The organism is Falsirhodobacter algicola, assembly GCF_018279165.1.
Classification (GTDB): Bacteria; Pseudomonadota; Alphaproteobacteria; order Rhodobacterales; family Rhodobacteraceae; genus Falsirhodobacter; species Falsirhodobacter algicola.
The window spans coordinates 325,180-345,368 of sequence record NZ_CP047289.1; the positions used below are offsets into that span (position 1 = coordinate 325,180).

The 20,189-nt window shown below is 67.8% G+C and carries 17 protein-coding genes and 2 pseudogenes; 13 read left to right on the top strand and 6 right to left on the bottom strand.

Going from position 1 to position 20,189, the window contains the following annotated elements; all coding sequences use genetic code 11:
* Positions 1-41 precede the first annotated feature (41 nt).
* The 6 genes from prfB to GR316_RS01710 all read left to right on the top strand — a co-directional run bounded on the left by prfB (position 42) and on the right by GR316_RS01710 (position 7,433).
* Positions 42-1,166: a peptide chain release factor 2 gene (gene prfB / locus GR316_RS01685; RefSeq protein WP_211784344.1), complete on the top strand. Its 1,125-nt coding sequence runs from the start codon at positions 42-44 to the stop codon at positions 1,164-1,166.
* A 43-nt stretch (positions 1,167-1,209) separates the two neighbouring features.
* On the top strand, positions 1,210-1,983 hold the full coding sequence (gene fdhD / locus GR316_RS01690) for a formate dehydrogenase accessory sulfurtransferase FdhD (RefSeq protein ID WP_211784345.1): 774 nt from the start codon (positions 1,210-1,212) through the stop codon (positions 1,981-1,983).
* A gap of 112 nt (positions 1,984-2,095) precedes the next feature.
* A complete protein-coding gene (locus GR316_RS01695; protein WP_211784346.1) occupies positions 2,096-4,378 on the top strand; it encodes an FdhF/YdeP family oxidoreductase in 2,283 nt (760 codons plus the stop codon).
* Positions 4,375-4,968, top strand: coding sequence for a molybdenum cofactor guanylyltransferase MobA (mobA, locus tag GR316_RS01700; protein WP_211784347.1), 594 nt, complete (start codon positions 4,375-4,377; stop codon positions 4,966-4,968). The genes GR316_RS01695 and mobA overlap by 4 nt, the downstream gene beginning before the upstream one ends.
* Before the next feature lie 64 nt (positions 4,969-5,032).
* On the top strand, positions 5,033-6,262 hold the full coding sequence (locus tag GR316_RS01705) for a glycosyltransferase family 4 protein (protein ID WP_211784348.1): 1,230 nt from the start codon (positions 5,033-5,035) through the stop codon (positions 6,260-6,262).
* A complete protein-coding gene (locus GR316_RS01710) occupies positions 6,252-7,433 on the top strand; it encodes a DUF1565 domain-containing protein (RefSeq protein ID WP_211784349.1) in 1,182 nt (393 codons plus the stop codon). The genes GR316_RS01705 and GR316_RS01710 overlap by 11 nt, the downstream gene beginning before the upstream one ends.
* 18 nt (positions 7,434-7,451) lie before the next feature.
* Here GR316_RS01710 and GR316_RS01715 read toward each other — a convergent pair whose 3' ends face one another.
* Both GR316_RS01715 and GR316_RS01720 read right to left on the bottom strand, forming a co-directional pair.
* On the bottom strand, positions 7,452-8,297 hold the full coding sequence (locus GR316_RS01715) for a phytanoyl-CoA dioxygenase family protein (RefSeq protein WP_211784350.1): 846 nt from the start codon (positions 8,295-8,297) through the stop codon (positions 7,452-7,454).
* Between the two features lie 39 nt (positions 8,298-8,336).
* Entirely contained in the window at positions 8,337-9,140 is an 804-nt protein-coding gene (locus GR316_RS01720) for a Crp/Fnr family transcriptional regulator (protein WP_211784351.1), read from the bottom strand.
* 972 nt (positions 9,141-10,112) lie between these two features.
* Here GR316_RS01720 and GR316_RS13915 point away from each other — a divergent pair.
* The 6 genes and pseudogenes from GR316_RS13915 to GR316_RS01745 all read left to right on the top strand — a co-directional run.
* A pseudogene (locus GR316_RS13915) lies at positions 10,113-10,175 on the top strand (hypothetical protein); the annotation flags it as partial.
* Positions 10,173-10,268: pseudogene (locus GR316_RS13920) on the top strand (N-acetyltransferase); the annotation flags it as partial. The pseudogenes GR316_RS13915 and GR316_RS13920, both read left to right, overlap by 3 nt.
* A gap of 65 nt (positions 10,269-10,333) precedes the next feature.
* Complete coding sequence (locus GR316_RS01730) at positions 10,334-11,353, top strand: Gfo/Idh/MocA family protein (protein ID WP_211784353.1); 1,020 nt, start codon at positions 10,334-10,336, stop codon at positions 11,351-11,353.
* Positions 11,350-12,462, top strand: a complete 1,113-nt coding sequence (locus GR316_RS01735; protein ID WP_211784354.1) for a DegT/DnrJ/EryC1/StrS family aminotransferase — start codon at positions 11,350-11,352, stop codon at positions 12,460-12,462. The genes GR316_RS01730 and GR316_RS01735 overlap by 4 nt, the downstream gene beginning before the upstream one ends.
* 8 nt (positions 12,463-12,470) lie before the next feature.
* The gene (locus tag GR316_RS01740) at positions 12,471-13,469 is read left to right on the top strand and encodes an NAD-dependent epimerase/dehydratase family protein (RefSeq protein ID WP_211784355.1); all 999 of its coding nucleotides are present in this window, start codon (positions 12,471-12,473) and stop codon (positions 13,467-13,469) included.
* Positions 13,466-14,635, top strand: coding sequence for a DegT/DnrJ/EryC1/StrS family aminotransferase (locus tag GR316_RS01745; protein WP_211784356.1), 1,170 nt, complete (start codon positions 13,466-13,468; stop codon positions 14,633-14,635). Before GR316_RS01740 ends, GR316_RS01745 begins: the two co-directional genes overlap by 4 nt.
* A 22-nt stretch (positions 14,636-14,657) precedes the next feature.
* On the opposite strand, the gene GR316_RS01750 is transcribed toward GR316_RS01745, so the two are convergent.
* Positions 14,658-15,296, bottom strand: coding sequence for a NeuD/PglB/VioB family sugar acetyltransferase (locus GR316_RS01750; RefSeq protein WP_211784357.1), 639 nt, complete (start codon positions 15,294-15,296; stop codon positions 14,658-14,660).
* A 408-nt stretch (positions 15,297-15,704) separates the two neighbouring features.
* On the opposite strand from GR316_RS01750, the gene GR316_RS01755 reads away from it, so the two are divergent.
* Positions 15,705-16,460, top strand: a complete 756-nt coding sequence (locus GR316_RS01755) for a response regulator transcription factor (RefSeq protein WP_211784358.1) — start codon at positions 15,705-15,707, stop codon at positions 16,458-16,460.
* Positions 16,461-16,493: 33 nt separating this feature from the next.
* On the opposite strand, the gene GR316_RS01760 is transcribed toward GR316_RS01755, so the two are convergent.
* The 3 genes from GR316_RS01760 to GR316_RS01770 are packed head-to-tail and all read right to left on the bottom strand — an operon-like array spanning position 16,494 to position 20,182.
* Positions 16,494-17,951 carry an oligosaccharide flippase family protein gene (locus GR316_RS01760; RefSeq protein WP_211784359.1) on the bottom strand — a complete coding sequence of 486 codons (1,458 nt, stop codon included), beginning with the start codon at positions 17,949-17,951 and terminating at the stop codon, positions 16,494-16,496.
* Positions 17,952-17,978: 27 nt separating this feature from the next.
* The gene (locus GR316_RS01765) at positions 17,979-19,169 is read right to left on the bottom strand and encodes a glycosyltransferase family 4 protein (protein ID WP_211784360.1); all 1,191 of its coding nucleotides are present in this window, start codon (positions 19,167-19,169) and stop codon (positions 17,979-17,981) included.
* Positions 19,166-20,182 carry a UDP-glucuronic acid decarboxylase family protein gene (locus GR316_RS01770; RefSeq protein WP_211784361.1) on the bottom strand — a complete coding sequence of 339 codons (1,017 nt, stop codon included), beginning with the start codon at positions 20,180-20,182 and terminating at the stop codon, positions 19,166-19,168. Before GR316_RS01770 ends, GR316_RS01765 begins: the two co-directional genes overlap by 4 nt.
* Positions 20,183-20,189 lie beyond the last annotated feature (7 nt).

Sequence of the window (20,189 nt, forward strand, 5' to 3'; positions counted from 1 at the left end):
CTGCCGCTATCACGTCCCCCTGACGTTCGTTGAGGATATTCATGCGCACCGAGATCCAGCACCACGCCGACACGATCCAGAAATCGCTGGAGCTTCTGGCCCAGCGGATGGACCGTGAGACGGCCGGACACCGGCTGGAGGAGTTCAACGCCATGATCGAGGCGGGGGACATCTGGAACGATCCGGCCAAAGCGCAGAAGCTGATGCGCGACCGGCAGGCGCTGATGGACCAGATCTCCACCTTCGAGTTGATCGACAGCGGTCTGCGCGACAATGTGGAGCTGATCGAACTGGGCGAGGCCGAGGGCGATCAGGAGATCGTCGCCGAGGCCGAGAACGCGATCCGCGAGCTGGTGACGCTGGCCCAAGCCAAGGAGCTGGAGGCGCTGCTGGACGGCGAGGCCGACAGCAACGACACCTTCCTCGAGATCAACGCCGGTGCGGGCGGCACGGAAAGCTGCGATTGGGCCTCCATGCTGGCGCGCATGTATGTGCGCTGGGCCGAGAAGAAGGGCTACAAGGTCGAGACGCAGGCCATCTCCGAAGGCGAGGAGGCGGGGATCAAATCCGTGTCCTACAAGATCAGCGGGATGAACGCCTATGGTTGGCTGAAATCGGAATCGGGCGTGCATCGGCTGGTCCGCATCTCGCCCTACGATTCCGCGGCGCGGCGGCACACGTCCTTCTCTTCGGTCTGGGTCTATCCGGTCGTGGACGAGAATATCGAAATCACGGTGCCGGACAACGAGATCCGGATCGACACGTACCGCTCGTCCGGTGCGGGCGGGCAGCACGTCAACACCACCGATTCGGCGGTGCGGATCACCCACCTTCCCACGGGCATCGTCGTCACCAGTTCGGAAAAGTCGCAGCACCAGAACCGCGCCAACGCCATGGCTGCGCTGAAATCGCGCCTCTATCAGATGGAGCTGGATCGCCGGAACGCCGCGATCAACGCCCAGCACGAGGCGAAGGGCGATGCAGGCTGGGGCAACCAGATCCGCTCCTATGTGCTGCAACCCTATCAGATGGTGAAGGACCTGCGCACCTCGGTGGAAACCTCGGACACGCAGGGCGTTCTGGACGGCGATCTGGACCGATTCATGGCGGCGACGCTGGCGCAGGACGTGGCGGGCAAGAGCCGCGCCGAGGCGAACGCCGATTGACCCGCCGCGCCCTCCGCCTACACTGATCGGGCGGAGGAGCCTCATGCCCACAGATACCGCACCCACCCCCGCCGGCGCGACACCCGTCGCCGGCCGCCTCCTGCCCGAGGAGATCGCGGTCGCCATCAGCTACGACGCCTCCACGCAGGCGGTGATGATGGCGACGCCGAACGACCTGCACGATTTCGCGCGCGGCTTTTCCCTGACCGAAGGCATCGCCACCCCCGAGGAAATCGCCTCGATCGAACCGGTGGAGGTGCCGCGCGGCATCGATCTGCGCATCTGGCTGGCCCCCGGCGTGGGGGCGCGTCTGGCCCAGCGGCGGCGCAGCATGACGGGGCCGGTGGGCTGCGGCCTCTGCGGCATCGATTCGCTGGATCAGGCGCTGCGCGACATGCCGCCCGTAACCTCGGACCTGCGGCTGAGCGCGGATGAGGTGCGCCGCGCCATCGGTGCCCTGCGCGCCCATCAGCCGCTGCACGATGCGACCCGCGCCGTGCATGCGGCGGGCCTTTGGGTGCCGGGGCAGGGCATGATCGCCGTGCGCGAGGATGTGGGCCGGCACAACGCCCTCGACAAGCTGGCGGGCGCCTGCCTCGTGGCCGCGCCCGGGCCGGGGGTGGTTCTGATGACGAGCCGCGTATCGGTCGATCTGGTTCAGAAGGTGGCGGCGATGAACATGCCGGTTCTGGTCGCGGTGTCGGCCCCGACGGCGCAGGCGGTCGATCTGGCGGACCGGCTGGGCATCACGCTGATCGGCCTTGCGCGGGGCGACGATCACACCGCCTTCACGCATCTGCACCGTCTGACATCCTGAGGGGAACCATCCGCCGCCTGCGACGTTTCGTCCCGACCGGTCCGATGACGCATGGCAGGGACGGCGATCCCCAGCAGCGCCCGGCGGCCGCGCAGTCCGAAGGAGATGCCAAGTGACAGATGCCGAACGCGAGCAGAACCCCGACACCCCCCATTACGACCGGCCGACGGGGGGATGGGGGTCCCTCATCAGCGTCGCACGTCATCTCGGGGAAGATAAGCCGCGGGCGGGCGTTCTCGAAACGCTGATGAAGCAGAACAAGCCGAAGGGCCATATGTGCACCTCCTGCGCATGGGCGAAACCGGCCTCGCCGCATCTGGCGGAGTTCTGCGAGAACGGCGCGAAGGCCACCATCTGGGACCACACGCTGCTGCGCTGCGGCCCCGACCAATTGGCCCGCCACACCGTGTCCGAATTGCGCATGTGGCGCGATTACGATCTGGAGATGCTGGGCCGCCTGACCCATCCCATGCGCTTCGACGCCGCGACCGACCGCTACGTCGAAACGACGTGGGAGGAGGCGTTCCGCGCCATCGGGGCCAGCCTGCGCAAGCTCGATCCGAAATCGACGGTGTTCTACGCCTCGGGGCGGGCCAGCCTCGAGACATCCTATATGTGGGCGCTCTATGCGCGCCTTTATGGGCACAACAACCTGCCCGACAGTTCCAACATGTGCCACGAGACGACCAGCGTGGCGCTGAAGCAGAAGATCGGATCGCCCGTCGGCACCTGCATCCTCGAGGATTTCGAGAGCTGCGACATGATCCTGTTCTTCGGTCAGAACACCGGCACCAACAGCCCCCGCCTGCTGCATCCGCTGCAAGAGGCGGTGAAGCGCGGCTGCAAGGTCGTGACGTTCAACCCGGTGCGCGAACGCGGCCTGATCGAATTTGCGAACCCGCAAAGCCCGACCGAGATGATCACCGGGCGCGGCACCAAGATTTCCGACCTCTATCTTCAGGTGAAGCCGGGCGGCGACATCGCCGCCATCGCCGGCATGATCAAGCATCTGCTGCATCTGGAGGAGGATCGGGGCGGCGTGATCGATCATGCCTTCGTGGCCGAACATTGCCACGGCTTCGACGATTTCACCGCATGGGCCCGCGCCCTCGGCTGGCAGGAGATCGAGGAGGTTTCCGGCCTGACCCGCGCCGATCTGATCGAAGTGGCGGAGATGTATGCCCGCAGCGAGCGCGTGATCGGCATCTACGGGATGGGCCTGACGCAGCATGTGCACGGCTCGGATTCCATCGGGATGCTGGTGAACCTTCTGCTGATGCGGGGCAATATGGGGCGCGAAGGCGCGGGCATCTGCCCGGTGCGCGGCCATTCCAACGTGCAGGGGCAGCGCACGGTGGGCATCGCCGACAAGCCCGAACTCGTACCGCTCGACAAGCTGGCGGAGATGTTCGATTTCGAGCCGCCGCGCGATCGCGGCACGACCACGGTCGATGTGGTGCAGGGCGTTCTGGATGGCAGCATCAAGGCGTTCCTCAGCCTCGGCGGCAATTTCGCGCGGGCGATCCCGGATCAGGACCGCGCCGATCCCGCATGGTCGAAGCTGGAGCTGAACGTGCAGATCGCGACCCGCCTCAACCGCTCGCATACGCTGGTGGGGGACAACACATGGCTCTTGCCCTGCCTCGTGCGCGGGGAGGAAGACGTTCAGGCCACCGGCCCGCAAGCCGTCACGATGGAGGACAGCCTGAGCCATATCCACGGCTCCATCGGGCGGCGGCGTCCGGCATCGCCGCATCTTCTGTCGGAACCGGCCATCGTGGCGGGGCTGGCCAAGGCGACGCTGGACCCGAACCCCAAGGTGCGCTGGGATGATTGGGTGGGCGATTACGGCCTTGTGCGCGATCTGATCGCCGAGACCTATCCCGATCAATTCCACGACTTCAACGACCGCATGTTCCAACCGGGCGGCTTCTATCGCGGCAACTCGGCCCGCGACCGGGATTGGAAGACGGAGACCGGCAAGGCGGAGTTCACGACCCCCCAAGGCGCAAGCGCCCTTGGCATCAAGCCGGGCGACGGGGTCTATACCCTCGTCACGCTGCGATCGAACGATCAGTTCAACACCACGATCTATGGTTTCCGCGACCGTCTGCGGGGCCTCGACACCGACCGGATGGTGGTGCTGATGGCCCCGGCGGAGATTGCGGGCGCGGGGCTGAGCGAAGGGCAGACGGTGACGCTCGTCTCCACCTATGACGATGGGATGGAGCGTCGGCTTGGCGGGCTGCGGATCATCGCCTATGATCTGCCGATGGGATGTGTTGCCGCCTATTACCCCGAAGCGAACGCGCTGGTGCCGCTGGAACTGCACGATCTGGCCTCCAAGACGCCGGCCTACAAGGGCGCGCCGGTCCGTCTGGAGCCCGAGGCGTGATCCAGCCCTGCGGCCTCGTGCTGGCGGGGGGGCAGGGCGCGCGCATGGATGGCGCGGACAAGGCCCTGCTGCCGCTGGGGGGCCGCACGCTTCTGGATCATGTTCTGGCACGGCTGGCGCCGCAGGTGCCCGCCATCGCCATCAGCGCGAACGGCGATCCGGCGCGTTTCGCGCGCTTCGGCCTGCCGGTGCTGCCGGACGAAACCCCGGACCGGCCCGGCCCCCTTGGCGGCATCCTTGCCGGGCTGGTTCATGCGCAACAAACGGGCGCAAGCCATGTGTTGACCGTGGCCGTGGACACGCCCTTTTTCCCCGCCGATCTGGCCCGGCATCTGCCGCAGCGGGCCGATGCGCCGCTCTTGGTGCAGGCGGGGGACGATCCGCATCCGACCTTCGGCCTTTGGCCCGTCGCCGTCGCGTCCGATCTTCGGGCGGCCTTGGGGGACGGGCTGCGGCGGGTGCGGCAGGTGTCGGCGCTGCTGGGGGGCGGGATGCTGATCCTGCCGCCCGCCGAACCCGATCCGTTCTTCAACATCAACACCCCCGCCGATCTGCGACAGGCCGAGGCGCGGCTGGTGGCTTGCCCATAAGATCACCGCGCCTGCACCCAAAGCGCAACTGTCGCGCCGCACGGTTCCGGGCGAAGGTGCGGGCATGAAAATCCTTCTGTCCGCATATGCATGCGAACCCGGCGGTGGTTCGGAAACCGGCAAGGGCTGGCGCTTTGCCGAAGGTCTGGCCCGGCATGGCTGCGACGTAACGGTGCTGACCTGCGGATCGCATCATCGCGCCGCGATCGAGCGTCATGCGGACATCCCCCCGAACCTTCGTTTCGTCTGGCATGACGTGCTCGGCTGGCGCGGTCCGGGATACGAGGATGCGCGCCATATCCGCCAGCATTACATGGCATGGCAGATGACGGCGCGGCCTGCGGTGCGCCGCCTGCTGGCGCAGCAGAACTTCGACGTGATCCATCATCTGACATGGACGGTGCTGCGCTGGCCCTCGTTCCTTGGGGGGCTGGGGCCGCGCTTCGTCTTTGGCCCCGTCGGCGGGGGGGAGGTGGCCCCCGCCGCGCTGCGCCCCGCGCTTCCGCTGGCGGCGCGGCGGCGCGAGGGGCTGCGCGATGTCATCAACCGCTGGGGCCGGATGGACCCGACCGTGCGGGCCTGTCTGCGCCGCGCCGACAGTATTCTGGTCACGGATGAGGCGACCCGCCGCCACATTCCCGCCCGCTGGCACGACAAGACGACCGTGCTGGCCGACATCTATGCCCCGCCGGTGCGTCGGATCGCGCGCGCGACCGACCCGCAGGCCCCGCGCCTGTTGTTCGCCGGACGGATGGAGGCGTGGAAGGGCGCGCAATTCGCGCTGGGCGCGCTGGCGCGGCTGCGGCGCAGTCGGCCCGGCGCGGTGCTGACGCTGGCCGGGGGTGGCCCGGACGAGGCGTATCTGCGCCGCTGCGCCGACGATCTGGGGCTGGGCGATGCCGCGCGTTTCGTGGGCCGTGTGCCGCATGATCGGATGACGGCGCTCTATGCCGCGCAGGACATCTTCGTCTTTCCCAGCCTGCACGATTCCGGCCCGCATGTGATCGGCGAGGCGCTGGCCCATGGCCTGCCGGTGGTCTGCCTCAATCTTGGCGGGCCGGGGGTGGCGGTGGATGCCAGCTGCGGCGCGGTGGTGCCCGCCGACGTTCCGGCAGATGCGTTGCACGATCGGTTGGCCGATGCCATCGGCGCGATGCTGGATGCGCCGGGGCGGATGGAAGCGCTGCGCGAGGGCGCCTATGCCCGCGCCGCCCGCTTTTCCGACGAGGCGCGCATCGCCGACATGGTTTCCCGCTTCTATGCCCCGAACGTTGGGGTAAGTCATGCGGCCTGAGGTCCTCTCGCTTCTGGCGCTGCTTTGGGCGGGGACGGCGCTCGGGGCGGAATACCATGTCGCGCCGGATGGCGACGATGGCGCGGCAGGCACCGCCGCCGCCCCGTGGCGCAGCATCGGCCGCGCCGTGTCGGACCTGCATCCGGGCGATGTCGTGACCCTTGGCCCCGGCACCTATCAAGAGCAGGTGGAGATCCGCGCCGGGGGCGATGCGCAGGCCCCCGTCACCCTGCGGGCCGATCCCCCCGCCGCCGCCCATATCCGCCCCCCGCCCGGCACCTACAGCACGGTGACGGTGCGGGCCGATCATGTCGTCCTTGATGGGTTGGACGTGGTGGGCGGCACCGGCCATGCGATCGACGCCGAAGAGGTGCATCACATCACCGTCCGCAACAGCATCGCCCATGACAGCGGCGGCAGCGGCATCTCGTTCTACCTGACCGAATTTCAGCTGATCGAGAACAACCTCGTCTATGGCAATGCCGCGACGAACGATTATCAGACCAGCGGCATCTCCGTCGCCTCGAACATCAACATCTCGGGGGATCGGACGACGCCGGGCTTTCGCACCATCGTGCGGGGCAACATCGCCCATGACAATATGGAGCGGGACGTTCCCGGCAACCACACCGATGGCAACGGCATCATCATCGACTGGCTGCGCAACGAGGGCACCGGCCATCCCCCCTACGATTTCCCGACGCTGGTGGAGAATAACCTGACCTATCGCAACGGCGGCAAGGGCATTCAGGTCTTCATGAGCGACAACGTCACCCTGCGCGGCAACACCGCGTGGCACAACAACCTCGACCCCCGCAATGACGGGCAGGAGCGGGGGGAGATCACGATCACCGGCACCTCAGCCCATGCGGTGGTCAGCGGCAACATCGCCGTGGCCGATCCGGCGGTGAACCGGCACAATTCGGCCTTCAGCCTTGCCGGGCCGGGGGCCGTGGTGACGCATAATCTGGGCTTCGCCGGCACCCCCGGCGCGGACAGCGTCGTGACATGGAACGGCGCGCGGTTCGAGGCGGGGTTGAACGGCCTCGATCCGTTGTTCCTCGCCCCCGAGGATGGCGATTTTCGTCTGCGCCCCGGATCGCCCGCCGTCGGCGCGGGGCCGGATGGGGGGGATCTGGGTTCCCGCGGCGCAGGCCCGGCGCGTCCCTGAGGCGCGCCGAACCCGTGATCAGTTCACCGGGATCATCGCAAGGCCGGGGCGGTGCAGCGCCGCCTCTGCGCCCGCCGAGAGGGGTGCGGGGGCGGGGCCGTGCCGGTGCTGGCCCGCCGCCGCATAGGCGCGGGTGGCGGGCGTGTCCGGCCCGAAGGTCATGAACACCGCCAGACGGTCCGGACCGGGCAGGCGCGCGCGGATCCCCGTCAGCATCCGTTCCTGATCAAGGCCCAGCGGCGGGGCGATCAGGCCCAGTTGGCGACGCAGCATCCGCGTCATCAGGTTCGGCGGCTGGCCGGCATGGTCCATCCGCACATCGAACACGACCACATCGCCGGCCTGCGTCTCCAGCCGCTCGGCGGGTACGGCGTCCCCATCGGCCATGCGCTGGGTGCCTGGGCGCACGCGGAACGCCGCGATGGAACCTTCGTCCTGATCCTGCAGATAGATCGCCAGCTTGTAGACGGCGAAATCGGGGTCGGCGAAGATGGCATTGCCCATCCGCATGTCCGAGGTCACATCCTTGTGCCAGCCGGACGTGGTGTTCATCATCAGATCGCATTCGCCCGTCAGCAGCACATGGCCGTCCGGCGTGTGGCGACGCATCACCTCGATGATCGCATCCGACAAGAGCACCCGCGACACTTCGGGCACGGCATGAAGGCCGCGCAACTGGATGCGTCCGCCATATTGCGTCCGGCCCTTGGTGCGGAAATGGGCCTGCACGGCGCGTTTCAACTCGTCGATCTCGGCCGCGGTCAGGACACCGCGTTCGATGGAATATCCCCCGCTGCGCATCCTCTGCATCTCGGGCGTGAAGGTGGGCGTGGGGGTCGTGACGGCTGCGTGAACGTCGTGCATGATCTCTCCTCTGTCATGCGGAAGGCGTGGGCAGGGTCTTCACTTCAACGAATGGGCCGTGGGTCGCAGCGCGGCGGGTCGGTTGGCGGCGGCATCGGGGTTCACCCGTTCGCCGGCAAGGACAAGACGGCGCAGCGGCGAATTCCGGTCCGCCTCCTCCTGATCGAGATAGCCGGGATGGTAGCCGGCGAATTCCATCATGCGGGCGCGGTCGTGGATCGTCACGAGGTTGCGGCGGAAGCTGACCAGCCCATCCTCGCGCAGTTGGCGCAGAACGCGGTTCAGGTGCACCGCCGTCAGGCCGAGCGCGTCGGCCAGAAGATATTGCGACAGCGGGCAGTGATATTCGTCGGCATTGCCAAGGCCGACATAGGACAGCCGATCGCTCAGCTCCAGCAGCATATGGGCGGTGCGGGCCTGCGGGTTGCGGCGGCCCAGATTGACGAGATGTTCGGTCAGAAGGGCACCGTCCCGCGCGATGGCCCAGAGGATGGCGGTCGCCACGCGCGGCGCACGCGCCACGGTGCCCAAGAGATCCTCCATCGTGATCTCGCACAGTTCCACATGGGTGACGGCCTCGTAGCACTGCTCGGACTGTTGCAGCAGCAGTTCGGTCACGCCGATCAGATCGCCCGGAATCCGGAAGTCGATGATCTGGCCGCTGCCGTTCTTCAGGTGGCGGATCGAGCAAGCCCAACCCGAAAGCAGCAGATAACCGCACCGCTCCCTTTGACCCTCGAAGATGATGGCATCGCCCGGTTCCATCTGCACGACTTTGCGCTTCAAACGCTCGATCTCGGCTAGTTCGACCGGATCGAGCGACAGCATCGTCTGCATCTTCATCAGAAACGGCTTTTTGGCACTCACGAACATCGGCACTCCTGAACAATAACTCGTCACACGACCCTTGCGGGCAAAACACTCAAAAATCTTTTCAGAAGGGGCAGCGGCCCTACGGAATCTATTTACATATTGAATAAAATATATCGCTCGACGGCTCCGCGGCGGCATACCGCTTAGCATCCGGAACGCCCGACAGGGACGTGCAGGACCTTTGCGGGCTGGATCATGGCGCCTTGGATCGCGGTCGTTCACTCCTTCCGCGCGACAGAATAGCGCAGTTTGCCCTATAGGAAACTGATTTGAATTAGGCGCTATCGCGCAGAGGTCCTATGACTTGCCGCGCGGTGCGGAAACGGCAGAAATCCGCCGCTGCGTTTTTCCCCCGCAGGGCCAGGGGTTTGGCGGGTCGGGCCGCGCCCGGCGCCCCTGCGCCGCCACCCCCATCGCCCCATGGGGGAGGGGGCGGCTTCGCCGAACTTCCGACCCCCTTCTCCGAACGGATAGGCCCCCGGCCGAAAGCGCAGGCGGGCATCGCCGCGGGCCGTCCGCCGCCCGCCTTTGGGATGCCGTGCGCACCCACGGCTTCGCCCTAAAGCCCCGTAGCGTCCCCGCGCCGGCGCGGTAGCCTGCAAGGCGTCGCGGGCTTCGTCCCGCAACTCAATATGCCAGGAGGCAGGCATGCCCATCATCGACTGCGACATCGCGCCGGACGTGCGGATCCCATGCCCGGATCTCGTCAACCTCTACGGTTGCCGACTGGGCCCGCAATCCAGCGTCGGACCCTTCGTGGAGATCCAGCGCGGCTGCGGTGTCGGCGCGCGCTGCAAGGTGTCGTCCCATGCGTTCCTCTGCGAAGGCGTCACGCTGGAGGACGGCGTCTTCGTCGGCCATGGCGTGATGTTCACCAACGACCGGATGCCCGCCAGCATCAACCTCGACGGCACGCTGAAGGGTGCCGACGACTGGGTGCTGATGCCGACGCTGGTGCGGCAGGGCGCGGCCATCGGGTCCAACGCGACGATCCTGTGCGGCATCACCATCGGCGAAGGCGCCCTTGTCGGGGCCGGTGCGGTCGTCACGCGCGACGTGCCCGATTTCGCCATCGTCGTGGGGGTTCCGGCGCGGGTCGTCGGCGATGTCCGCGACACCACACCCATTCGAAACGTCACACATAAGCAGACCGAGGCGACGACATGATCCGAATTGGCCTTGCCGGTTATGGCTACTGGGGTCCCAACCTTGCGCGCGCCGTGGCGGTCATGCCGAACGCGCGGGTGGAGATGATCGCCGATATGTCCCCCCCGGCGCGCGAGCGGGCGGGCCGGGCGCATCCGGCGGCGCGGCTGACCCCCTCGATCGCGGAGATGATCGCCGATCCGGCCGTGGATGCGGTGATGATCGCAACCCCGGTCAGCACGCATTTCGATCTGGCGATGGCCGCGCTGCGCGCCGGCAAGCATGTGCTGGTCGAAAAGCCGATGGCCGAAACCGCCGACCGCGCCCGCATGCTGATCGAGGAGGCGGCCCGCCGCCGCCTGATCCTGATGGTCGATCACACCTTCGTCTATACCGGCGCGGTGCAAGCGATCGCGGGCCTGATCGAGACGGGGGAGATCGGCGATCTCTACTATTACGACTCCACGCGCGTGAATCTCGGGCTGTTCCAGCGCGATGTGAACGTGATCTGGGATCTGGCGGTGCATGATTTCGCCATCATGGAGCGGCTGATCAAAGCCCGCCCCGTCGCCATCTCCGCCAGCGCGGCGGGCTTTCTGAACGGCAGCCCGGAGAACATGGCCCATCTGTCGGTCTATTACGACGACGGCGCGATGGCGCATCTGAACGTGAACTGGCTGGCCCCGGTGAAGATCCGCCAGACGCTGATCGGCGGCAGCCGCAAGATGGTCATCTACGACGACATGCAGACGAGCGAGAAGGTCAAGATCTACGACCGCGGCGCCGAGCATGGCACCGATCCCTATGAGCGCATGGTCTCCTACCGTCTGGGCGAGATGCGCGCCCCCGCCCTCTCGGCGCGCGAGGCGCTCGTGACCGAAACCGAAGAGTTCCTGCGCTGCATCGAAACCGGCGCCACCCCCCTGACCGACGGCGCCAGCGGCCTGCGCGTGGTGGAGATGCTGGAGGCCGCCAGCCGGTCCACCCGGATGCGCGGTTTCCCCATCGACCTTGTCACCCTGAAGGAGGCATCATGATCCAGTTTCTCGACCTGCGGACGCAGTATCAGCAGATCGGCCCGGCGATGGAGGAGGCCGTCCTCGCCGCCATGCGCAGCGGCACCTATGTCCTCGGCGCGCCGGTCGAACGGTTCGAGGAGGGCTTTGCCCGCTATTGCGGGGCCAAGCACGCGATCGCCGTCAGCTCCGGCACCTCGGCGCTGCATATGGCGCTCTTGGCCGCCGGCATCGGGCCGGGCGACGAGGTGATCACCACGCCCACGACCTTCGTGGCGACGGTGGCCGCGATCCTCTATGCCGGGGCGACGCCGGTGCTGGTGGATATCGACCCCGCCACTTGGAACATCGACCCGCGACAGGTGGCCGCCGCCATCACGCCGCGCACCCGCGCCATCATGCCGGTGCACCTGCATGGCCGTCTGGCCGATATGTCCGCCCTGTGCGACATCGCCGAGGCGCATGGCCTCATACTGATCGAGGATGCCGCGCAGGCCCATGGCGCGCGGCGCGGCAAGATCGCCGGCACCTTCGGCGCGATGGGCTGTTTCAGCTTCTATCCCGGCAAGAACCTCGGGGCCTGCGGCGAAGGCGGGGCGGTCATCACCGATGACGACGCGCTGGCCGCCCGCCTGCGCTGCCTGCGCGATTGGGGGCAGGAGGGGCGCTACAACCATGTCATGCTCGGCTACAACTACCGCATGGATGCGGTGCAGGGCGCCGTGCTGGGCGTGAAGCTGCCGCATCTGGACCGCTGGACCGAGGCGCGCCGCGCCGTCGCCAACGCCTACGAGGCGGGGCTCTCCCCCGACATCGCCCGCGCGGCCGGTCCGTTCGGCGCGGATCACGTCTGCCATGTCTATGCCATCCGCAGCCCGGTGCGCGACGCGCTGCGCGCCAAGCTGGAAGGCGCGGGCGTTCCGACGAACATCCATTACCCGCGCCCCGTCCATCTGCAGCCGGGCTATGCCAGCTTGGGCTATCAGCGCGGGGCCTTCCCCATCGCCGAGGCCTATGCCGACACCACGCTCTCGCTGCCGATCCATCCGCATATGTCGCCCGAACAGGTCGCCACCGTCATCGACACGGTGAACCTCTTCGCCGCCGTTCCCATCGCCGCCACCGCCTGAGAGGTCCCATGTCCACCCCCACGTCCCTGCGCGGCAAGCGCATCCTCATCACCGGCGGCAGCGGTTTCGTCGGCTCGCACATCGTGGACGCGCTGCTGCGCGAAGACTGCGGCCTCGTCACGGTGGTCGACAACATGGTGCGCGGCCGTCCCGAAAACCTCGCCGCCGCGCGCCCCGATCCGCGCCTGCGCCTGATCGAAGGCGACATCCGCGATGCCGCCCTGATGGACGGCCTCGTGGCCGATGCCGACATCGTCTTCCATCAGGCGGCGCTGCGCATCACCCATTGCGCCGCCGAACCCGATGCCGCCATGCAGGTGATGGTGCAGGCCACCTACGATCTGCTGCGCCAATGCGTCGCCCACAAGGTGGAGCGGGTGGTCTATGCCTCCTCCGCCTCGATCTACGGCATGGCCAAATCCTTCCCCACGACCGAGGACGAGCCGCCCTACGACAACCGCACCCTCTACGGCGCGGCCAAGAGCTGGGGCGAGGGGCTGCTGCGGTCGTTCAACGACATGTACGGCCTGAACTACGTCGCGCTGCGCTATTTCAACGTCTATGGCCCGCGGATGGACCTGCATGGCCGGTACACCGAGGTAATGGTCCGCTGGATGGAACGCATCGCCCGGGGCGAGCCGCCGATCGTCTTCGGCGACGGCCTTCAGACGATGGACATGATCGACGTGCGCGATGTGGCGCGGGCCAACGTGCTTGCGGCCAAGGCCGCCGTCAGCGACCGCGTGTTCAACGTGGGAGCGGGGACCGAAACCTCGCTTCTGGGGCTGGCGGGGTTGCTGGCGCAGGGGATGGGCCGCCCGGATCTGGTGCCGGTCCATGCCGCCGAACGCGCGGTGAACCCGGTGCCGCGGCGTCTGGCCTGCACCCGCGCCGCCCATGAGGCGCTGGGCTTCGACGCGCGCATCACGCCCGAACAGGGCCTGCGCGATCTGATCGACTGGTGGCAGGCCGAGGCGCGCCTGCCGGTGGCGGAGGTCGCGGAATGATCCCGATCGCGATGCCTTTGCTGGGCGAGGAGGAGGCGGATGCCGCCCGCGCCGCCGTCCTGTCGGGATGGGTGTCCCAAGGGCCGACCGTCGCCGCCTTCGAAAAGGACTTCACCGCCCTGACCGGGGCGGCCTATGCCTGCGCGGTGTCCAACTGCACCACGGCCCTGCATCTGGCGCTGATGGGCGTCGGCGTCGGGCCGGGGGACGAGGTGATCACCGTCAGCCATTCCTTCATCGCCGGGGCCAACGCGATCCGCCAATGCGGCGGCATCCCGGTCTTCGTCGATATCGAGGAGGGCGGCTACAACATCGACCCCGCCCTGATCGAGGCCGCGATCACCCCCGCCACCCGCGCCATCCTCGTCGTGCATCAGATCGGCATGCCCTGCGACATGGTGGCGATCCTGCGCATCGCCCGCGCGCATGGCCTGCGCGTGGTGGAGGATGCCGCCTGCGCCATCGGCTCGGACATCCGGCTGGAGGGGGAGTGGCAGCCCATCGGCCGTCCGATCGGCGATGTCACCTGCTTCTCGTTCCATCCGCGCAAGGTGATCACCACCGGCGAGGGCGGGATGCTGACCACCGACGATCCGGAGATCGACGCGCGTTTCCGCCTGTGGCGTCAGCACGGCATGTCCGTATCCGACACGCAGCGCCATGCCAGCCGCGATGTCGTCTTCGAAGGCTATCCCGTTCCCGGCTACAACTACCGCATGACCGACATTCAGGCGGCGGTGGGGCGTCAGCAGCTTTTGCGCCTGCCGGGCATCGTCGCGGCGCGCCGGGCGCTGGCGGAGGCCTATGCCGAACGTCTGGCGGATATGGACGGCGTGCTGCTGCCATGGGAGCCGGTCTGGGCGCGGTCCAACTGGCAAAGCTTTGCCGTGCGGCTCGATCCCGCGCTGGATCAGCGGGCGGTGATGCAGCACATGCTGGAACAAGGCGTGGCGACGCGCCGGGGCATCATGTGCATGCATCTGGAGCCGGCCTGCGCCGACATCCCGCTGCGCCATCCGCTGCCCCGATCCGAATCGGCGCGCGATCAGACGGTGCTTCTGCCGCTGTTCGCGCAGATGACGACCGATCAGATGGAGGCCGTCGTGGCGGCGCTGGCGGGGGCGGTCGCGGCCGGCATGCCCGGCGCGCTGCGCGCCATCGCCTGAGGGCCTGCGCTCCGGGGCGGGATCACTCCCGCCCCGGCAGCACCCGCGCCGGGTTTCCGGCCACCACCGTGCCCGCCGCCACCGTCCGCAGGACATTCGCGGCCATGCCGATCACGGCCCCATCCCCGATCTCCGTCCCTTCGCGCAGCGAACTCGCGCTGCCGATATAGCAGGCCTGCCCGATGCGGCAGTTGCCCGCCACGGTCACGCTGGCGCCGATCAGGCTGTGATCGCCCACCGTCACGTCGTGATGGACGACGCTCTGGGGCAGAATCATCACATGATTGCCGATCACCGCATTCGAGGTGACGACCGCGCCGGGATAGATCACCACCCCATGTCCCAGCCGCGCAAAGCGCGACACATGGGCCTTCGGATGCACCACCGTCACGAACCGTTCGGGCGTCAGGCCCAAACGGGCGAGGATGCCCGCCCGCTGCCCGACGCTGCGGCGCGAACCGATCGTCATCAGCACCCGCGCGGCGGGGAAATCGGCCAGCCGCGCCATGGGCAGGATCGGCACGCCCTCGAAGACTTGGCCCTCCAGCGCGGGGTTGTCGTCTAGAATCGCCTCCAGATCGAAGCGTTCCTCAAGATGCTCGAAGATCTCCAGCGCGTTCCCGGAAAAGCCGAGCAGCAACAGGCGTTCGCGTATGGGCATCGTCCCTCTCCCCCAGACCTGCGCGATCTTAGCGCGGCCGAGTCGGCGGCGGCAGATCGACCATCGGCGAATCGCTGCCAATCCGGCCAGCCGAACCGCGCAAAATCGCCGATCTCACCTTAAGGAGAAGTTAATTCACCAAGAAAGTTGTAGGATCAGGTGCACCTTCCTAATCTCGATCATATCCGAGACATTCATATTTGATGTAGATCATGAGGGCGGTTGACGATCCCGGCCAGAATGGCCCGAAGCAACCGATGCGAAGCAAGGGCACGGCCGTTCGGTCGGACCCTGTTCGCCAGAAGAAGTAGTTGTTCAAACTCGCGGATTTCCCGCGGACGCCCGTTTCAGGGGCGTGTAACGGTGCGGCCATGTTTCGGGGCCGCTTATGAGTGACGAGGATATGTCATGCGTGCTGTAGCTGAAATCGGGGACACGTCTTTGGGGCTGTTCCCCTTCGCCGCCAGCGGCCCCATCGACCCGAGCTGGATGGCCAAGCCCTTGCCCTCGGTCGCGGTGATCGACGCACGGCCGCTGGAGCGTGAATGCTTCGTGCGCTGTCTCGAAGCCTATCGCGCCGGTGCGGCGGTCGTGGGCCATGCGACGATCGACGGCTGGATCGAATCCCGGACCGAAACCGAAGAGGTCGTGCTCTATAACCTTGGAACGCGTTCCATGCTGAACGAGGATACGGCCGCCGAAATGGCCGCCATCGTCGAAGCGGCGCGCCCCCATCCCGTGATCGTGCTGTCCGACAGCCGCGAGGTGGCGACGATGCTGGCCGTGCTGACCAGCGGGGCGGCGGGGTTCATCTCTCCCGATGGGCAGTTCACCGATGTGGTGGAGGCGATCCGCGTGGCGCAGTCGGGCGGGATCTTCATGCCGCGCAACAGCCTCGTCTCGCTCAGCGAGGCGCTGACCACGAGCGCCGACCGCGCCCCCGATCAGGAGGATCACTTCACCGATCGCCAATTGGCCGTGGCGCGTGCGCTGCAGCGCGGGGCGGCGAACAAGACCATCGCCTATGAGCTGAACCTGTGCGAAAGCACGGTGAAGGTCCATATCCGCAACATCATGCGCAAGGTGAAAGCGACGAACCGGACGCAGGCGGCGCTGCGCCTCAACGCGCTGATCGGCCACGCCGACGCCGCGCCCCGCCGCTGAGCGACAGCCCCCTTACCTTCGGCCGCCGCGAGATCAGATCGCGTCGGCCCCGGATGCCGGACGCAGCCGCGCCGTGATACGGTCCAGCTGCGCGTCCAGCGGATGCGCCATCAGGCGCAGCGCGCACCGCCAGCCCACCATCGCCGCGACGGTCGCGATGGCCGCGATCCCCGGCCCGGGCGCAAGCCCCCGGCCGGCCACCGCCATCACCCCCGCCGCCGGCAGCACCGCCGCCAGCGTCACCAGCGCGCTTTGCCCCAAGGTCGTGCCGAGGTCGCGCCACGCAAAGCGCACGCAGCGCCATGTCAGCGCCAGCGCCACCGTCGATTGCAGCGCCCCCGTCAGGATCAGCGCCGCCGCCACCGCCTGCAGCCCGAATACGGAGGCCACAAGCAGGATCCCCCCCGATACCGGCACGGTGAACAGGCTCGCCAGCGCCATTTCCCGCACGCGCCCCGCCGCGACCAGCACCGGGAAGGCGAGGTATTGCGGGAACAGGCAGATCGACGACAGCGCGACGATCCGCAGGATCGGCGTCACCTCGGTCCAGCCGCCGCCCAGAAGGATGCCGACGATCGGCGCCGCCAGCAGCGCGATCATCATCAGCACCGGCCATTGCAGCGCCGTGATCAGCGCGATGCCCATCAACCATGGGGCGGCGATCGCCTCGCCCGCGCGCAAGCGGGCGGCCATCGCCGGCAGGACCACCGGCTGCACGGCATTCAGGAACAGCCGCTCGGGCAATTGATTCAGCGCGACCGCCCGCGTGAAGAGGCCCGCCGCATCCAGCCCCAGCATCCGGCCCAGAATGAGGCGCGGCAGACTGTCGAGCAGCATGCCCAGCAGCGTGATGATGCTGGACCACGCCCCGAACGGCACCACCTGACGCCATTCGCGCAGCGAGGGGCGCAGCGGCGGCAGCCCGCCATGCGCCAGCACCGCGCCCGCCGCCGTGACGAACGCCGCCGCGACCGAGGCCCAGATCAGCGCGAACGCCCCGAACCCCGCCAGTGCCAGCCCGACCGACAGCGCCGTGTTCGTCAGCCCCGCCGCCATGCCGATCAGCGCGACGCGGCCAAAGGCCATCTCGCGCCGCAACAAAGCCAGAAGCGGGTTCGCCACCGGCGCCGCCAGAAAGGCCAGCACCGCGACATGGACGATCCCCGTCAATTCGGCGCTGTCGTAGAACTGCGCCAGCGGGATCGCCGCCCACCAGATCACCGTACCCAGCACGAGCGACAGAATCGCCATCACCGTCATCGCCGTGCGCACCAGATGCGGCGTCAGCTCCCGCGCCTGAACCAGACAGGCCGAGACGCCGAAATCGCGCAGCGCCTCGATCAGGATGACGATGCTGCTGCCGATCATGAACACCCCCACCTCGGCCGGGGCCAGAAGCCGCGAGACGACGGCCATCGTCAGGATCGACAGGACGACCCCCGTCACCTTGTCGATGACGGAGAAGGCCAGGGAACGGCGGATGTGCAGCATCGGGGGCGGCCCTTTCGCAGGCGGATGTCAGGGGCGGGGGGCGATCGTGCGATCGCGCGAGGCGTTGCGGAAGCGCCGTTCGCGCAGGTAGATCATCGCCGAACGGGCGGCATCCTGAAGCGAGGGCTGCGCCGGGCAGCCATCCACCGCCGCGTGGCACAGCGCCGCGAACCGATCGGCGAGCATGTCGAGGGCGTGATGCTGCTCGACATAGCTGCGGCCGAACGCGCCGAGGCGGGTGCGCAGATCCGGGTCGGTGGCAAGGTGCAGCAGCGCCGTCGCCGTCGCCTCGGGGGTGCCGCCGACGCCGTACATGCCGTTCTGCTGGAACAGATGGGCGCTGTCGGGGGCGAAGATGCGGGCAAAGCCCTGCGCGCCGGTGATGACCACGGGCTTGGCATAGGCCATGCCCCGCAGCGCCGAACCGCCCATGCCGAGCACGATATCCGCCGCCTCGTAGGCCGGGCGCGGATCGGTCATCCCGCCGGTCAGCACGATGGCGGGGCGGCCCACCGCCTCGTTCACCGAAGCGGCGCGCTGTTGCAATTCGGCCCGCGCCATCCCGTCGCCGACGATCACCAGCTTCAGCGGCAGGCGCGGCGCCAGACGGCGCATCGCGTCGATGGCGCGGATCAGGCTTTCGGATTTCATCACATGCGCCAGCCGCGAGACGCTGACGATCGCGATCTCCCCCTCCTCGATGCCGAGGGCGGCGCGGGCCTCGGCGCGGGCGGGGCGGCCCGGGCGGTTGGCGTGCAGATCGACCGGCGGCGGCAAGAGGCTGGCGGCACGCCAGCCCTCGCGCTCGGCCTGCTGCTGCAGCGCCTCGAAGCCGAAGGTGGTCGGGATCTGGCGGGGCAGAAGGCGCGTCAGCGACATCATCATGTCGCTGATGATCAGCGGCACGTTCATCGGCAGATGCACCCCGCAATAGGCCTCGATCCCCTGCCACCAGTCCCATGCGTGGATCAGGTCCGGCCGTTCCCGCCGCACGACATCGCGCAGAAGGCGGATGCGCGAGAGCGAGGGATGCAGCCGCGCATCCGCCGCCGGAAGGAAGCGCAGGCCCTTGGCATGGACCAGATCCTCCATCGGGCCGGGGGTGGCGTGGAACAGCACCTCGAAATCGTGGCGGTCGCGCAAGGCGGCCGCCAGTTCGATCGCATTGGTCTGCGTCCCGCCCAGTTCCAGCCGGTGCGCAAAGACGAGGAGCCTCACATCGCCCCCCCACCTGCAGCGACATGCACCGCGCGCAGCGGCACCGGCATGAAGCGCATGGGCGTGCCGGCCGTCAGCTTTTCGTCGAAATAGGCGATGGTGCGGGTCAGCCCTTCGCGCAGCGGGATCAGCGGCTGCCAGCCCAGTTGCTCGGCGGCGCGGGTGATGTCGGGGCGGCGCTGCGTCGGATCGTCCTGGGGCAGCGGGCGGTGCACGATGCGGCTGGAGGAGCCGGTCATCTCGATCACCAGATCGGCCAGTTGGCGGATCGTGAATTCGGCCGGGTTGCCGAGGTTCACCGGCAAGAGCACGCCTTCGGGCGCATCCATCAGCGCACGGAAGCCGCGGATCAGATCGTCCACATAGCAGAAGGAGCGCGTCTGCTGCCCTTCGCCATAGATGGTGATCGGCGCGCCGCGCAGCGCCTGCACGATGAAGTTCGACACCACCCGCCCGTCATCGGGCAACATCCGCGGGCCATAGGTGTTGAAGATGCGCGCCACGCGGATGTCCACGCCGTATTGGCGGTGGAAATCGAAGAACAGCGTTTCGGCGCAGCGTTTGCCTTCGTCATAGCAGGCGCGGTAGCCGATGGGGTTCACGTTGCCCCAATAGCTTTCGACCTGCGGATGGATCGCCGGATCGCCGTACACTTCGGAGGTGGAGGCTTGGAACACCTTCACCTTCAGGCGGCGGGCCAGATCGAGGACGTTGATCGCGCCATGCACGTTCGTCTTCACCGTCTGCACCGGGTCCGTCTGGTAGTGGACGGGGCTGGCGGGGCAGGCGAGGTTGAAGATCTCGTCCACCTCGGCATGGATCGGCAGCGTCACGTCGTGGCGCATGATCTCGAACCGGGGGTTGTGCAGCAGGTGCTGCAGGTTGGCGCGGGCGCCGGTGTGGAAGTTGTCGAGGCAGATGACCTCGTGGCCATCGGCCAGCAGGCTTTCGCACAGGAACGAGCCGAGGAAACCGGCGCCGCCGGTCACGAGGATGCGTTTGGTTCGGAACATGGATCTG